Consider the following 15,852-nt stretch of genomic DNA (forward strand, 5'->3'; position numbering starts at 1 on the left):
CGCTGGTACGGTGTCCGCACGCATACATTCGAAATCAAAGCGCAGTTAAATTCCAGCTTTCCGTAACGACATCACCATTTGTCAATAGAGCGGGGAGGTGGGGGGTATTTTTCCGCCAGGAATGGGTGTCTGAGCGGAGCGAGTTCCATTCCCAAGGAAAAATACCCCCCACCTCCCCGATCCCCACAAAGGCCTCAGTCCTACCCAAAGCCAAAGGTAAAGAATCAACGAACAGGACGCTTCTTAGTCCCCTGACTCGCATCGGCCGTCAGGGGATCTTCCGGCCAGGGGTGCTTGGGATACCGACCGCGCATATCCTTGCGGACCTCCGGGTAGGCGTTCTGCCAGAAGCTTGCCAGGTCGGCCGTGACGGCCAGAGGGCGCTGGGCTGGGGACAGCAGGTGGATCACCACCGGCACCTGGGCTCCGGCAACCGTAGGAGTTTTGGTCCAGCCGAACAGGGCCTGGAGCTTGGCCGCCAGTACCGGGCCGTTTTCTGCGGTGTAATCCAGCGCCACGGACTGGCCGGTTGGGATCGTCAGGCGGGTGGGCGCCAGGTCTTCCAGTGCCTGTTGTTGCGGATACTCCAGCAGGCTGGCAAGAGCCTGGATCAGGTTGAGCTTGTCCAGGTCACGCCAGTGGGTCATCCCTGCCAGGAACGGACCAAGCCAGGTTTCCAGGTTGTCTGTCAGCCAACGTTTGCTGACCGTTGGCCATTCTCCGGGAAAGTACTCTGCCAGCAGGGTGACCCGGGCAAGCCATTGTTCCGCCGCCGGCGTCCATGGCAGGCTCCCAAGGCCCTTCTTGCGCACGGCGGCGAGCAGCCCCTGCTGCACCAGTTCCGGTGACGGGGCCGGCAAGGCTGTTTCCTCCAGCTCCAACTGCCCCAGTTTTCGGACGCGACGGGCCACCACGGTTCCGCGTCGCTCGTCCCAGACCGCCTCCTCGTATTCTTCAATGTGGCCGGACAGGTCCTGTTCCAGCACCGCTGGGGTAACCGGTGCAGCAAGATAAATCGTGGCCTCCCTGGCCTTGCCGTCCAGTTCAGCGGCAACCAGCCACTCATAGCGAGCCAGCCTGTCGTCGCTGCGAAGGGCTGCGCCGCGGCCGTTGCTGAGCTGGTATCGCGGCGCTTCGCCCCGCCGTTTACGGGCAATCCGGTCCGGGTAGGCCTGTGCGAGCACGCGTCCTACCTCATCCTCGGAGGGCATTGCCTGTGGTCGTTCAAGCCCTGCCGCCAGGCGGGACACCGACTTGGTGATCGATATCACCCTGGCGGTATCCACACCCTGTCGCGGGCCAGAACCCCGCAGCATCCTGACCCGCTCCTGCATATCCGCCCCGGCTGATCGGCCCGCCAGATCCCGTTCTTCCAGCAGCGCCGCCAACTCGGCCGCGAGATAGCCATGGCCAATATCCCGTCCGCGTAGAATCATGTGCGCCAGCCGTGGATGAACGCCCATGTCCCGCGCCGCCTTGCCATGTTCGGTAATGGCGCTGTCGGCATCCAGCATATCCAGCCACTGCAACAACGCCACGGCCTGCTGCCAGTGCGCAGCAGGGGGCGGGTCAATCCAGTCCAGCTGATCCGGCGACCGCGCGCCCCATTGCGCCAGTTCCAGCACCAGGGGTGCCAGGTCCGCTTCCTGTATTTCCGGCGGGGTGAACTCGGCCAGACCAAACTGGGCGGACTCGCTCCACAGCCGGTAACAGACGCCAGGCTCAATCCGCCCGGCCCGCCCCTTGCGCTGCTCCGCAGACGCTTTTGACACCCAGCCCGTCACCAGCCGTGTCATACCACTGTTGGCATCAAACACCGCCCGGCGTTGCTGACCGCTGTCGATGACGACGCGCACGCCTTCAATGGTGAGACTGGATTCGGCAATAGCCGTGGCCAGAACCACTTTGCGGAAACCTTCGGGCGCCGGCGCGATGGCCCGGTCCTGCTCCTCGCTTTTCAGGTTGCCGTACAACGGTGCCACGATCACATCGTTGCCTGTCTGGTTCTGAAGCTGACGCTCAACCCGACGAATCTCGCCCGCACCGGGAAGAAACACCAGCAACGACCCACTCTGATCCGCCAGTGCCTCATGAATAACGGACACCACCTGTTCTTCTACCCGGCCATTGCGCGGAATCGGACGATACGCCACCTCCACAGGGAACGCCCGGCCTTCACTTCTCAGCACCGGTACATCACCCAGCAACCGGGCTATGGGTGCGGTATCCAACGTGGCGGACATGACGATGATCCGCAGGTCCTCCCTCAAGGCCTGGCGGGCTTCCCGCACCAACGCCAGCCCAAGATCAGCTTGCAATGACCGTTCGTGGTTTTTGCTTCTTGCTCTTCTTTGTCAATTATGGTTAACTTACTGTTCTGCTTGCTTTTTTTACATTTTTTTGGGGTTTCATCAAAATGACACCTGTCACGCAAATTGCAGCTCTTAAAAGCTATCCGTTCAAGAGACTGGATAAGAGCGTCGTTGCCGCACTGCGGAAGCATGCTGATATCGAAGTCCAAGGAACCATAGCTCGACGCGCAAACACCCTGATACGTCTTTTCGAATGTTTCTGTGACATCACTAACACCGACATTTCATATACCTATCTATCGTCGAGTAGTTTCATCAAGATCGTAGAGGAGTTCATTGGAGCGCTAAGTTCTGGAGAGCTCGTAGATTTACCACGCCAAAACACATATCAACTGATCAGAGTTCTTGCGCTAACCCTAGAATCACTAAAATCTGACATTCCGTCCCTACTCGTTCATAAATGGAGCCCAGATCTGCCTGATAGGTTTTCCCATAGATGGGAAGCAAAAAAGAGATTCTTAGATACAGAAGCATGCCTGTACTGGTCAGGCTGGATGGCCACAAGCAGGGAGAGCAAAGACATACATCTACGAATCCCATTACTATGGAATAGTCATGGTAAAGATTTTGCGTGCATGGTTTTTGATGCATACAAGCGTCACTTTGAAAAGCAGGCAAGACCATTGCTAACAATCCCAAACACCTTTATCTCTTATCTTGCGGAAGATCCAACAAAATGGCCCGCTGAGACATTCCTTGATCCTTTACGAATTGAGGATTTTTTCAAAGAGTTCATGCGGGACCATTTTTTTGACTGCCACAAGCGAGGCTTAAACATCAACTCTAAACTGAAAGAGTGGGGAACATTTATAAATAACATTCACCAGGCTTTTATTGATACTGGTCTCTGGGCAGCACCCTTTTCCCTTTCTTTACCAAAACCCTATATAAGACCAGGAGTATCTGGTGCGAAAACTCATGTCAAAATAAGCGAAGACGGAGCCCAGGTTCAAACCAAGCTGATCACAGAAGTCCCGCTCCAGTACACAGATGAGCAAGCAATTGAGTTACTGTTCAACGATGTCAGAAAAGATGTCTCTATAGTACACGCATGGGCTGAGTATTTTACTAGGGATCTGTATCAACGATCTGTTAGGCGGCTAGAACTCGCAAAAGACGGGGTCTGCCAAACTGGCAAAAATAGTGAGAGGTCTCTCAATGAGATTGGCCTAAATAATCTTTGTGCTACATTTGAGAGCATCGATTACTGTGACCTAGTGGACCAGAAAAATACGCAAGTAAAACTTTTTGGCTTTGAACAAAAATACACGCTTGCGCAACTACTTGGTCTTCCTACGGTAAACACACTTTATCCTTTTATGCTCCTTCTAGCTTATGAGCACCCAGAAATTACTCCAACTTTTCTTACACAATTTACCCTTTATGACAAAGCGGGAAGACTAGTTGGATTTACTAAATCTGGCGAGGGCTATCAGCTTATGGGCTACAAACGACGAAGAGGAAAGCATTTAGCACAACAAAAGATTCAACTTACAAATAAGGCAACGAACCTCGTTAAGCAAATAATAGAGATAACAGCTCCCTTAAGATCATACTGCAGAAAGATAGATGACGACAATTGGCGATATTTGTTCCTTACTTGTGGTAGAGGATTTGGCAAACCGCGGATTGCAAAAGTGCCATCATGGTCAACAAGTACAATTTCAAGTCAACGCAGTGTCAGGTCTGCAAAGGATAAATTTATTGATGTATTGAAGGAATTTGATAAACCTCATGCCGAAGAAGATGCCATTCGCTTTATGAGGAGAGTATCACTGAGCACGTTACGTGCATCAAGAGCAGTGGAGATTTATCTAGAGACCCAAAGTGTAGACGCGATGGCTAAGGCGCTTGGTCATAAAAATTACAGTACAGCCCTTTTGTCCAATTACCTACCTGAACCTATATTGGCGTTTTTCCAGACCAGATGGATTCGCATCTTCCAAAAAGCGTTTATCTGTGAGGCGATGAAGTCCAGTCCCCACCTATTACGGGCCGCTAGCTTTGAAACGATGGAAGATTTGCATCAATTCCTCTCTAACCACAGATTGAGAGATATACCCAGACACCTTTCGAATCCGTCAAATGAGAGTTCGCAGGTTGATAGCAACGACGGACATGTCCTGATAAGCATCGATGCAGGCATTTTGACTGCCCTTCTTTCCTTGGAAAAGGCAGTCGAATTATCTCCAACTCCCAAGCAAGTCAATGGACTTGCAAGATACTGGAGCCAAGTTTCGCAGCTTATCTCAAACGAGATCAACAAGGGGGCGGATCCGCTACTACAAGAGCATCTTGATACAGCCCGATTACACGCCGATCCCAACCGAATGATGAGGATGATCCATGCAGCTCCCAGCTGAGTTATTATTTCTCAAAGATGTCTTACAAGCTCCTAAGCTCAAATACAGCAAAGCGGATTGGCTTCTGAGTGATTTCCAGGAACCTATCTGGCTTTATAATTTCAATTACAAGAAAAATAAAAAACTAAATTGGGGTGTGAAGCTTGATGATGGGTCAAATTTATTGTCACCGCAACATGCTGATCTACTGCAAGGCTTTAAGCATTGGTTGATTATCGCGACCTCTGCTAAGAGGGGAACTGGCAGCCTTACCAATGCCGTAAAAACACAGGCGTCGGCGTTTAATCAAGTAATCCGATTTATCGACTATTTTCTACACAACTCCTCAGCCTACCATCTATCGAAAACTGGCCTGGCTGCAATAACAGGTGATGATCTAAAGCTCATACTGGATAAGATAGCCGCCAATGCCATTACGAATGAGTCGCTATTCAACTGGTCAGAAAACTTATCTGAATACTTGATAAAATTGGCTAACTCAATCGATCAAAGTCGGCTTTACGATTTATTAAATGACAATCCCAGTCTTAAAATTATAACACCTGAACAAGAAGATGAGGGGTTGCTTGATATTGGCCTTTCAGATGTACCGATTGTTCGGGCTGCAATTATGCACCATGGATTATATGAATCTAGGTCGCGCGGGCTGGTTCCTAACTCGATCGTGTTATCTAAGGAAATATACAAGAACACAGTTAGACTGAAGTCCGAAGCGAAACATGGCTTCAAGATTCTTGAAGTACCTCGTGAGGTTTCTGGCCAAAGGGAATTCAGCATGGCTCCTTGCTCGACCAGAGAAGAAAAGCCAGAGATGAGTACCACACATTTTCGCTACTTCAAAGAAAATCTCTATTCTCTAGGCGAGCTTCACGCACTAGACATTCCTGCTCCACCCGTGGACAGTCTTATTGAAATATACAATTACCAGCCAAGTGTTAATAAACTTGGAAGATACCGAACCCTTCCATCTGATCTGGTTTTTTTGGCAGTCAGGAATGCCATTGAGTTCCACATTGAATATGGCGACGAAATACTCGATAGTTACTTGAGTGTGGCCCGATATTGCATTCAATCTGGCAGGACCGCCACCCGGCTTGAGCATGAAACAATAGTCGAGCTAGTGACCCCGAGCCTCAGAGAATTAGGCGTGAAGAGACTTGGCCTAACTACTAGGTCCCCGGGCACCCAGCCAACTGACTCCAGGCGATTAGCCCAAGAAGAGCACTTCAACGCCTTGAGATCGAATCAAGGCTTGGTCGAGCTTGTTGCCGTCTATTATGGTGCTGTTCAAACTGTCGTTGGCGCTTTGATGGCGAGGCGCCAAGGGGAACTATGCGATCTCATTGCTGGTAATTGCCTCGATGAATCAAAAGAATGGCTCCTTTTTCAAAACAGAAAAAGCACTAGTGGGGTATTTGGTCTTCGGCAAACCGAAGCTCGCCCCATAGAACCTATCGCCGTTGAAATGATCGAGACAATAGAAAAATTTCAATCAAAGCTTATAAACTTGGGCGCCCTAGAGAAACACACCAACCTATTTTCTGTTCCTCCGATGTCTGGTGAAATACGCTTGTCGTACTCTGGGCAATGTACGCATCATCGTAATTTCGATGCCTTTTGTGACTATTTTGAAACGCCGCTAAATGCCGAAGGTCAGCGATATTATATTAGGCAACATCAGTTGCGTCGTTTCTTCTCTATGCTCTTCTTCTATTCGTCAAGTTTTGGAGGGCTCGAAACTCTCCAATGGATGCTGGGGCATACAGATAGAAAGCACGTTTGGCATTACATTACTGAAACTACCGATGGTCCCGTTCTGAGAGGCGCCAAAGCCCAATATATCACAGAATACTTAACTCATAATGGGGACGACAATTACGAAGAACTTTCATGCTTAATAAAAGCTAAGTTTGGTACTGATGATTTTCATTTAGTTGATTCTCACGAGCTTGAAGATTATATCCGATCACTCCTGGAAGATGGTGAAATAGAAATTGAACCTGAATTTTTTGAAGATGAAAATGGCGAGCAGATGCGCGTCATTGTCAAGATATTGGATGTAGAATAGTTATGGCATACAACTCACGCGTGCAAAAGTCTATCGACGGCGTAATAGCCCTGAAAGATTTTCTAAATGACGTTTCGGAATATCCCGGCACCTACGCTGATAACAAAGATCTACTGTCTGACCTTAAAGATCAGAGGAGAACCGCTAGTTTAGACATAGAGTTCTTTGTCGACAGCAAGTCTCGACGAACGTCACCAATGAGTATTAATACTTTAAAAAAGTATTCAAACGAACTTTTTGACAGCGGCTTTGATTTTATTGACAAGTTAAGGATTAATGCGCGCGACGCTATCAACCATTATTTGGAAAAGGAAAAGGCTCCCAACAAAAGAACAAAGGCAGGGTTACAGAAAAAGGTCTCTGAACTAGAGCACTTATTAGAGGAGCATCGAAAAGTTAACCTTATTCTTTTACAGGGTGTAGCTAACGCACTGCAATCCTTTAAAAATATTATGTCAACATCAAAAATCGAAGCAAAGGACAAGCTTTGTTCTGACTCTGCCGAGAGACTTAGAGCAATTATTTCTATAAATCCTGCACCCTATAATTGTGGAGATGATAACGTGGTCAATATCAATCCTTTCAGAGATCATCTAAGATGAGACTCAAAGACAGAAGGCAATTGATCACATTGATTCCTAAACTGGATTTATTCAGCCATTATTCACTTCGCAATTTGGTTACTAAGAACAGAGACAATTTACCTTTTATTTCTTGGCCTGACGGCAGCCCCTGTCTAATCGGCAATCTCTACATTATGGCCGTCTCTGATCGCGCAGGAAGAGGAGGTCAAAGCCTTTCCAGACGAGACGCGAGTGGAGGTACTGTTGGCGGTATCGCACGTGACGTATCCCAACTTATCCGTTATTGTTTCAACAAAAATATAGATATAACCGACGTCAATGACGACATTTTTTCAGGCTTCATATCGGCCCTGCGTACTGAGGTAAGCATCGACAAACCAACAATAAAAGTACGGAGTGAGAATAAGACAAATGAAATAGCACGCCGTACCTTGGATTTCCTATCATATGTAGGAAATTTCTACGGCATCAAAGATTTTGTTTCACCTGAGGGTATTATTCGTGGTGAGAAACGCTTTTCTGAGGTTAAATACAATGACAAAAATGGTAGGCGAAAAACCAAGCATCAAGAAACATGGATACATACTTCAATTTCTGGGGGGGAGCCTTTGCGTTCCCGTGACCCCATCGACCCAAATGTTGTCCTGAAGTTACGTGAAGCCAATAAAGAAACCAGCGACCGTTTTATACAGCGACGAAGAACCTGCCTCATGGATCTTCTGGAAAATACCGGCGCTAGACGGGGAGAGCTCGCAAGACTGAGAGTGTCAGACATAATGGCGGCGGCGAAGATGGAGGACCCGATGCTTCGCTTGGACACTCTGAAAGGCGAAGATGGAGATGAAAGAACCGTACCAGTGAGCAAAGGTCTTCTAAATACTCTCAAGCAACATATAAGGATTCACCGCAACCCTGTCGTTAAGAAATTTATTGGCCTTAATTATGATCATGGTTATTTTTTTATATCAGGCACAACTGGTCGCGCTTTGAAAAGTGGCACTTTAGGCACAGAGATATATAAGCTTAGGCAAGCGGCTGGTGTATCGGAAGCTGCGTGTGCCCATATGTTTCGACATGCGTTTTGCACAAACCTTTTTGTCCTACTCATTCAGCGCCACCAATTCAATGAACCAGAGCAGTTCAAAGCGTTGCTTAATACTGAAACATTCAAGGCTGAGGTGGCGCAATGGACTGGTCACAAAAATATCGATACGTTAGACACCTACATCCACTTGGCCTTCCAGCGACTTGTAGACTATTCAGAAACAATTTCCTCTGCACAAATGATTTTGACTCTCGACTATTACACAAAACAGGAGGAGGCGCTTCTAGCCAATTTAACGAAAGGAGAGTTGTCGGTCGACCAATATCGAGAAGAATTGACTATACTTCACGCTCTGAGAAAGGAGGATATGAGAATAGCAGAGAAGCGGGGATCATCAATGTAACCCTGACCGCCTTCGCCAGCTTGATAATAAAAAATGACCGGTGAACAGCGCAAATAGCAGTAAGGCGGACGATCGACGCCGGACAACAAACCGCCACTCATCGCTGTGGCAGATGGTGCTGCGGAGATTCAGCTATATTCCTCAAGTGCTTCTCCTTGAGCTATTCTTATTTTTGGTTGAGGTACAAACATGCCCTACCATCAAGCCCTTCCTTTACTGACTGCCACTCTGGCATAAACCGATTCAGTAGCCCATAGAAACGAGGGCTGTGGTTGTGTTCTACCAGATGACACATCTCGTGCAGCAGCACATAGTCGATAGCTCCGGTGGGGGCTTTAATCAAGTGCGTGTTCAGTAGGATGGCTCCCTCCGGTGAGCAGCTCCCCCACTGGGTCTGCATCTCCATGATGCGCCAGGCCGGTGCTGTTGTTGTCCAGGGCAGACTCTCAACCATCAGATCTAGCCGTCGTTGGAACACATCCAGGGCGCGATCCCGGTACCACTGGCGCACAGCTTTCTGAATCCGATCCGGTGTCAGGTCTTTGCCTTGCACACGCAGCTGGCCGCCGATCAGCTTGCAGGTGACTTTGCGCTGATCTGAAGCCTGGATAACTTTCAGGACGTACCGCCGGCCCAGGTACAGAACACTCTCGCCGCTTACCCATTGTCGCGGTCGGACATCCCGGTTGCGCTCGGCGATGTCGTCCAGATGTTTGAGTATCCAGCGTGCCCGACGCTGGACGGCGGATTTGATGGCCGGCAGTTGGGCCGACTCCGGAGCATCGACCTGCACCATGCCATTGGGATGCACATGAACCCTTATGGTGGCTTTTTTATGTTCCGGCACATAGCACAGGTGGTACCGGAACTCCCGGTCGCCGTACCGGGCCACGTACTCCAACGGTTGTTCGTCCTGATGGGACTCTACGGAGGTCATCACCGGGCCGCTCCGTTACGGAGAATCTGCACCACCTCATCGAGCATGGCCTTGGCCCTATCCAGTCCGATCAGCCCGAACAACCGGGGCAGCAGGTTTTTCCGGACATCCTGCTCAATGCCCACGGGGTTCAGGGAGTTCTCGGCCACGGCCCGGTTCACCACCTGGTCGATCTCGAAGGCCTCCTGAATAAGCTGCTCACCCTTTTCGGCTTCCAGCGGGGCGAAGTCCTCCCCAAGCACCAGCTTGAACGCGCCATAGTAGGCCTGAGCGTGCTTGTTGCCCTCGAACCGGTCTACCGGAAGGCCAGGCACTTCACGGTCTTCCACCATCGCTTCCAGGTCGCTGAACAACTTGAACTGGGCCTTGTAGTCGAACATGGACTCCGCTTTCTCGATGGCTTCCTTCAGCATGGCGGAGAACACCTTCTTGGCGTAGGGATCGTCGCCGAGCTTTTCCTCAATGGTCTTCTTGGTGCGGGTTTTGATTTTGTCGGTTTCGTTTTTGGTCTTTTCCTCTGACCAGTCCTCCGGCTTGTCCTCCACAGAGGCAATCAGAGCCGGTTCTTCACCGGGAGTGACACTCACGCCGATCACGTATCGATCGATTAGATCCCGAATCTGGCCTTCGTACTCGGAGTAGTCCACGGTTTCCTGAGCATCCAGACGGATGACCTTGCGCAGATCGGAGAACCACTTGAGATCGGACTTGTACCGGCGAATGTCGGTTTCGGTGAAGGCCTTGTCCTCGAAGAAGCTCTGGGTGGAGAGAGCTGTCTTCAGGCACATGCCGAACTCGGTGAGGGCTTCGTAGAAATCCTCCCGCAGAGCTTGTCGGGTATCGACTTCCACGCCGTCTTCGTCCGTCTCATACTTCGGCATGAAGATCTGCCGGTATTGCTCCTGATCCAGCACGTTGCGCACCTCACCGAAGAAGCTCCAGAGCTTGTCGTGAAGGGATGGGAGTTTCTTGTATTCGGTGTCCACGTTGGCATACAGGCCTTCGATGTCCTCGATGGCAAACCCGCCCTGGGTCTGATCCTCATAGTTCTGATAGTCGCTGATAGCCGTATCCAGTTCCTTGAGAATGCCCCGGTAGTCGATCAGATAGCCGAAGGGCTTCTGGGGGTGGAGCCGGTTCACACGGGCGATCGCCTGGATCAGGTTGTGGCCCTTGAGCTGCTTGTCGATGTAGAGCACCGCGTTGCGTGGTTCATCGAAGCCGGTCAGGAGTTTGTCCACGACAATCAGGATATCCGGCGGCCCATCGGTGCCGAAGTCCTCGATGATGTGTTTCTCGTAGTCCTGAGCATCCCCAGTGACGTTTTTTTTCCACCACTCCTGCACCAGCGGAAGATTGGATTCGTCCGCGTCGGTATGACCTTCGCGGGTGTCCGGTGGTGAGATCACGATGGCACTGGTGACCTGGCCCCAGCTGTCGAGGTGCTGCTTGTAGCGGATCGCGCTCAGTTTGCTGTCGGTGGCCAGCTGGCCTTTGAGTTCCAGTCCGGCTTTCTTGAAGTTTTCGCTGAAATGCACGCCGATATCGAAGGCGTTGAGCTTGATTCGATCCTGGGCCGTGTAGATCTGGCCCTGCTTGGCGTACTTGCGCTTGAGATCGGCCTTCTGGTCGTCCGACAAGGACGCGGTGACTTTTTCGAACCAGGTATCGACAGCTTGCTGGTTCACATCCAGAAGCGGTTTGCGCTCCTCATACAGCAGTGGCGTGATGGTGCCGTCTTCGACCGCCCGCTTCATGGTGTAGGCGTGGATGATGGCCCCAAACTTCTCGGCGGTTTCGCTTTTCTCGTTCTTCAGCAGCGGGGTGCCGGTGAAGGCGATAAGCGAGGCGTTCGGCAGGGCCTGGCGCATCCGTTGATGGTTCTCACCGCCCTGGCTACGGTGTCCTTCGTCGACAATGACGATGATGTTGTTGGACGGATTGTAGCACTCCGGCTGCTTGGCGGCCGAGGCGAACTTGTTGATAATGGTGAAGATGATCCGTTCATTGCCCTGGCCGATGCGCTTGGCCAGATCCTTACCGGAGCGGGTCTTGGCCAGCGAGTCGCCGCTTTTCTTTCCGGCGATGTCGGAGCCAAAAGCCCCGCCGGTAAGGAAGGTCTTCGAGAGCTGCTTCTCCAGATCCACCCGGTCGGTGACCACGATGATCCGGCAGTTCTTCTGGGCGTCACTGAGGAGCAGGGCCCGGCACAGATAGACCATGGTGAAGGACTTGCCGGAGCCGGTGGTGTGCCAGAGCACGCCGCCTTTGCGCTCGCCGCTGGGTTTGAAGTCGGAGATGCGCTCCAGAAGCGCCTTGATCCCGAAAGCCTGCGGGTACCGGGCCGCGATTTTCCCGACCTTTCGATCGAACAGGATGAAGAACCGCAGAAACTCCAGAAACCGGTACCGGTCGAGCAGGCCAACCAGAAGCCGATCCTGTTCGGTGGGCATGACGGACTGGGACCAGAGCTGCTCGAAGTAGGCCCGGATCTTCGGAGGTTTATCCTGGAACAGGGCGTCCTTGTCCGACTCGGGCAACGTGCGATTCTTGATGTCCTGCACGTACCGGTCATCAAACTCCTCGTCCGTCCACTTTGACCAGAACTTCAGCGGGGTGTGCGTGGTGCCATACCGCCCGTCGTTCCGACTGATCGCAAAGAGCAGCTGGGCGAAGGCGTAGAGGTACGGGACTTCATCGTTCTTCTGGTTGCGCAGGTGCTGGCTGATGCCTTCCTCAACCATGTTCTTGTTGGGGTTGCCGGAAGCCGCCTTCTTGGCCTCGATCACCGCCAGGGGAATGCCGTTGACGAACGCCACCACATCGGGCCGGCGGGTGTGGGTGCCCTGAGCGGACAACACTTCCATCTCTTCGGTGACATGGAACTCGTTGCTGTCCAAGTTCTCCCAGTCGATCAGATGGATCGTGGGCTGGGCCTTCTTGCCGCCGATGAACTCGGTGACGGTCACACCGAGGGTCAGAGTGTTGTACACGGACTGGTTGGCGTCCATGAGCCCCTGAGCCATGGAAGGTGTCGTGACCTCTCGAATCACCTGATCCACCGCCTGGTCAGACAACGGGTACCATTGCCCCTTGAACTCGAACTTGCGCCGGCGTAACACCCGCTCCAGCACCGGCTTCATCACCACTTCCCGCTGGCTGCCCCGCAGGGCCATGCACTCCGTGGCTGGCAGAAACGTCCAGCCCAGGTTGATCAGGGTGGCCAGGGCCGGGATGTGGCTGGAATGCTGCTCATTCCCTTGAGGGGTGGTGTTCATGCGGCCTCCGTTTCCACGTTCACTCGACGCTTTCCAGTTAGTAGCTGCTGCATCAAGGCGTGCTTCTCTTGCCTTAAAGCACTGAGCCTAAGTTTCAATGCGCTAATTTCGTGGTCGGCAGTCGAAAGCACGAGAGCGATTTTTCGCTGTTCATCTAACGGAGGCATCGGAATTATTGTGTCTCGCACCTGAACCAAACTGATTTGTGGGTACGCCTGTCCAGTTGTAATTCTCTCGAACTGAACGCGATATTTTCGATCCTGAAGACATTGAAAGACAAAGTCACGGTCTACAGTCGCTCCATCTAATGTTATCTTCGCAATATGCTGATTTATATTCGCTTCTTCAAAGCGCTCCGGAAGCATACAAACGCGCCCAACATTTCCGGTAATTGTGATCAGGATATCGCCGTTGAATACCTTTGATCGTCCCATTGCCTCATGAGCGTCTCTGCATATATGGGCAAGCCCAGATGCTCTGAACCCATTTTCACTTACGCACTCGCTCCGAATGAACGGAATTCCTGAATCCTGCCATTCAAAACCATATGTCGTTGGTGTTGCACCTTTCGTTATAAATGAGGATACGTTGGAGAGAGTGACCTCAGCCCAATTCGAGGGCAAATGCCTGTAGGGGCTTTTCGATGGTTTGAAGTCTCCATGTGACGGAACTGTACTCATATCAACCAACCGCTTCTTCCCGGCCAGCAACTGCTGCATTAACCCTTTCTTCCGCTTCTGGCTGTTCGCAAGCAGGCGCTCGGTGGCGGTGATAGCCTGATCCCAGGTGGAGAGGATCTGGGCGATCTTTTTTTGTTCGGGGATATCAGGTAATGCTATCGGCAGGGATCGAATGGTGGCTAGGTTCAGACCTGCCTTTGCTCCCGCATCATTCAACGCATTGATTCGGCGATGATAGGGTTTCGAGGAAAGGAGATATGCTACGAATTTAGATTCAGACTCTGTTGGCTCCACCCTTACTAGCGCGGTGTGCTGGTTGATATAGGCTTCACCCAAACCAGGTGGAACCCAACCAATTTTGCCCAGCTCTGCCGTGATAGAAATAAGAATGTCACCCGCTTGAAGTGAAGTTCGTTTCCCGTCAGCTGAGCCTGACTCGATATTGACGAACTTCAGGTCATCCATTTTCAGATGTATGCCATCCCTGCGAAGATTCGTCATCCGGATGAACTTGCTGCCAGAATCCGAATAAAACTTTGCCCAATCGCGGGAACCACTCGTTACCAGTGATGAGATGTCACCAAGCTTTGTCGGTTTCCAACCCTCAGGCACCATAACCCAACTCCTTCAGATAACCGTCCATCTGCTCGTTCAGCTTCGCAATCTCAGCCTCGATTTCCCTCCGCTCCGCTTGCACGGCCATCAGGTCGATCTCTTCCTCTTCCTCAAAGGTATCTACATAGCGGGGGATGTTGAGGTTGAAGTCGTTTTCCTGAATTTCCTCCGGGCTGGCCAGGTAGGCGTACTTGTCGAGGTTCTCGCGCTGTTTGTAGGTGTCGACCACCTTGGCAATGTTCTCATCGGACAACTGATTCTGGTTCTTACCGGCCTTGAACTCGCGGCTGGCGTCGATGAACAGCACGTTGTTGTCCGTCCTGTCCTTACGGAACACCAGCACCGCCGCCGGGATGCCGGTGCCGTAGAACAGCTTCTCGGGCAGGCCAATGACGGCATCCAGCAGGTTCTCCTCAATCAGCTTCTGACGAATCTTGCCTTCGCTGGAGCCCCGGAACAGGACTCCGTGGGGTACAACGACAGCCATGCGGCCGGTCTTCGGCTTCAGGGTCTCGATCATGTGCAGGATAAAGGCGTAGTCGCCCTTGGTCTTGGGCGGCACTCCGCGTCGGAACCGGGCGTAGGGATCGCTGTCGGCACCTTCAAAGCCCCACTTCTCCAGCGAGAAGGGAGGGTTGGCCACCACGATTTCGAATTGCTTCAGGCCACCGTTTTCATCCAGCAGCTTGGGGTTCCGGATGGTGTCGCCCCATTCGAGCTTGTGGTTGTCGATCCCGTGCAGAAACATGTTCATTTTGGCCAAGGCCCAGGTGCTGCCGATGGCTTCCTGACCGAAGAGGGCGAAGTTCTTCGAGCCGTCGTGGCTCTTGCGGATCTGGTTGGCGCACTTGAGCAACAGGGAGGCGGAACCGCAGGCCGGGTCGCAGATCTCATCCCCTTCCTTCGGCGCGACGATCTCAGCCATCAGCTCGGAGACTTCCGGCGGGGTATAGAACTCACCGGCCTTCTTGCCGGAGGTAGCGGCAAAGCTCTTGATCAGGTACTCGTAGGCGTTGCCGATGACATCCAACTTCCCGATCCGACTCGGACGCAGGTTGAGTTCAGGCCGGGCAAAGTCTTCCACCAGATGGCGCAGGATGTCGTTCTTTTGCTTTTCATCGCCCAGTTTGTTGGAGTTGAAGCTGATATCCTGGAATACGTCGGCCAGCTTGACGATGTTCGCCTCTTCAATGGCATGCAGGGCCTTGTCGATCCGTTCGCCGTTGCCGGGCTCGTGGCGCTGGTCATACAGGGCGTAGAAGCCGGAATCCCGAGGCAGCACAAAGCGCTCGTTCTTCATCAGCTCTTCGATCAGCTCCGGCGTGTCGCCGTACTCGGCCACGTAGTTGTCGTAGTGATCCTGGTACACATCGGACAGGTACTTCACAAACAGCATGGTGAGTACGTAGTCCTTGTAGATACTGGGATCTACGGTACCCCGGAAGGTATCGCAGGCGTTCCAAACCGCTTTGTTGATCTGTTCCTGCTTGATCGAATCTTTGCTCAT

9 protein-coding genes are annotated in these 15,852 nt (G+C 51.9%); 4 read left to right on the top strand and 5 right to left on the bottom strand.

The window, feature by feature from the left end; all coding sequences use genetic code 11:
* Positions 1 to 224: 224 nt before the first annotated feature.
* Positions 225 to 2,318, bottom strand: coding sequence for an ATP-dependent helicase HrpB (hrpB, locus tag AXW11_RS13505; protein WP_258955201.1), 2,094 nt, complete (start codon positions 2,316 to 2,318; stop codon positions 225 to 227).
* Between the two features lie 629 nt (positions 2,319 to 2,947).
* On the opposite strand from hrpB, the gene AXW11_RS13510 reads away from it, so the two are divergent.
* From AXW11_RS13510 to AXW11_RS13525, 4 genes are read left to right on the top strand one after another with little or no spacing between them, the layout of a single operon-like run.
* Positions 2,948 to 4,735: a hypothetical protein gene (locus AXW11_RS13510; protein ID WP_143071144.1), complete on the top strand. Its 1,788-nt coding sequence runs from the start codon at positions 2,948 to 2,950 to the stop codon at positions 4,733 to 4,735.
* Positions 4,719 to 6,803, top strand: coding sequence for a hypothetical protein (locus AXW11_RS13515; RefSeq protein ID WP_091642637.1), 2,085 nt, complete (start codon positions 4,719 to 4,721; stop codon positions 6,801 to 6,803). Before AXW11_RS13510 ends, AXW11_RS13515 begins: the two co-directional genes overlap by 17 nt.
* 2 nt (positions 6,804 to 6,805) lie before the next feature.
* A complete protein-coding gene (locus AXW11_RS13520) occupies positions 6,806 to 7,405 on the top strand; it encodes a hypothetical protein (RefSeq protein ID WP_091642640.1) in 600 nt (199 codons plus the stop codon).
* On the top strand, positions 7,402 to 8,835 hold the full coding sequence (locus AXW11_RS13525) for a tyrosine-type recombinase/integrase (protein ID WP_091642643.1): 1,434 nt from the start codon (positions 7,402 to 7,404) through the stop codon (positions 8,833 to 8,835). The genes AXW11_RS13520 and AXW11_RS13525 overlap by 4 nt, the downstream gene beginning before the upstream one ends.
* A gap of 166 nt (positions 8,836 to 9,001) precedes the next feature.
* On the opposite strand, the gene AXW11_RS13530 is transcribed toward AXW11_RS13525, so the two are convergent.
* The 4 genes from AXW11_RS13530 to AXW11_RS13545 are packed head-to-tail and all read right to left on the bottom strand — an operon-like array spanning position 9,002 to position 15,852.
* Positions 9,002 to 9,772 carry a M48 family metallopeptidase gene (locus tag AXW11_RS13530; protein WP_091642646.1) on the bottom strand — a complete coding sequence of 257 codons (771 nt, stop codon included), beginning with the start codon at positions 9,770 to 9,772 and terminating at the stop codon, positions 9,002 to 9,004.
* Positions 9,772 to 13,050 carry a type I restriction endonuclease subunit R gene (locus AXW11_RS13535; protein ID WP_091642649.1) on the bottom strand — a complete coding sequence of 1,093 codons (3,279 nt, stop codon included), beginning with the start codon at positions 13,048 to 13,050 and terminating at the stop codon, positions 9,772 to 9,774. Before AXW11_RS13535 ends, AXW11_RS13530 begins: the two co-directional genes overlap by 1 nt.
* Positions 13,047 to 14,345 carry a restriction endonuclease subunit S gene (locus AXW11_RS13540; RefSeq protein ID WP_091642652.1) on the bottom strand — a complete coding sequence of 433 codons (1,299 nt, stop codon included), beginning with the start codon at positions 14,343 to 14,345 and terminating at the stop codon, positions 13,047 to 13,049. Before AXW11_RS13540 ends, AXW11_RS13535 begins: the two co-directional genes overlap by 4 nt.
* Positions 14,335 to 15,852 (bottom strand): type I restriction-modification system subunit M, encoded by a 1,518-nt coding sequence (locus tag AXW11_RS13545; RefSeq protein ID WP_091642656.1) that lies wholly within the window; start codon positions 15,850 to 15,852, stop codon positions 14,335 to 14,337. Before AXW11_RS13545 ends, AXW11_RS13540 begins: the two co-directional genes overlap by 11 nt.

Origin of the sequence: Marinobacter sp. Hex_13, assembly GCF_001566815.1 — a bacterium.
Classification (GTDB): Bacteria; Pseudomonadota; Gammaproteobacteria; order Pseudomonadales; family Oleiphilaceae; genus Marinobacter; species Marinobacter salarius.

Excerpts from the sequence above, each read along its gene's own strand:
- AXW11_RS13510 (WP_143071144.1), top strand. The coding sequence starts at position 2,948 with ATGGTTTTTGATGCATACAAGCGTCACTTTGAAAAGCAGGCAAGACCA.
- AXW11_RS13515 (WP_091642637.1), top strand. The coding sequence starts at position 4,719 with ATGCAGCTCCCAGCTGAGTTATTATTTCTCAAAGATGTCTTACAAGCT.
- AXW11_RS13520 (WP_091642640.1), top strand. The coding sequence starts at position 6,806 with ATGGCATACAACTCACGCGTGCAAAAGTCTATCGACGGCGTAATAGCC.
- AXW11_RS13525 (WP_091642643.1), top strand. The coding sequence starts at position 7,402 with ATGAGACTCAAAGACAGAAGGCAATTGATCACATTGATTCCTAAACTG.
- AXW11_RS13530 (WP_091642646.1), bottom strand. The coding sequence starts at position 9,772 with ATGACCTCCGTAGAGTCCCATCAGGACGAACAACCGTTGGAGTACGTG.
- AXW11_RS13535 (WP_091642649.1), bottom strand. The coding sequence starts at position 13,050 with ATGAACACCACCCCTCAAGGGAATGAGCAGCATTCCAGCCACATCCCG.
- AXW11_RS13540 (WP_091642652.1), bottom strand. The coding sequence starts at position 14,345 with ATGGTGCCTGAGGGTTGGAAACCGACAAAGCTTGGTGACATCTCATCA.
- AXW11_RS13545 (WP_091642656.1), bottom strand. The coding sequence starts at position 15,852 with ATGAGCAAAGATTCGATCAAGCAGGAACAGATCAACAAAGCGGTTTGG.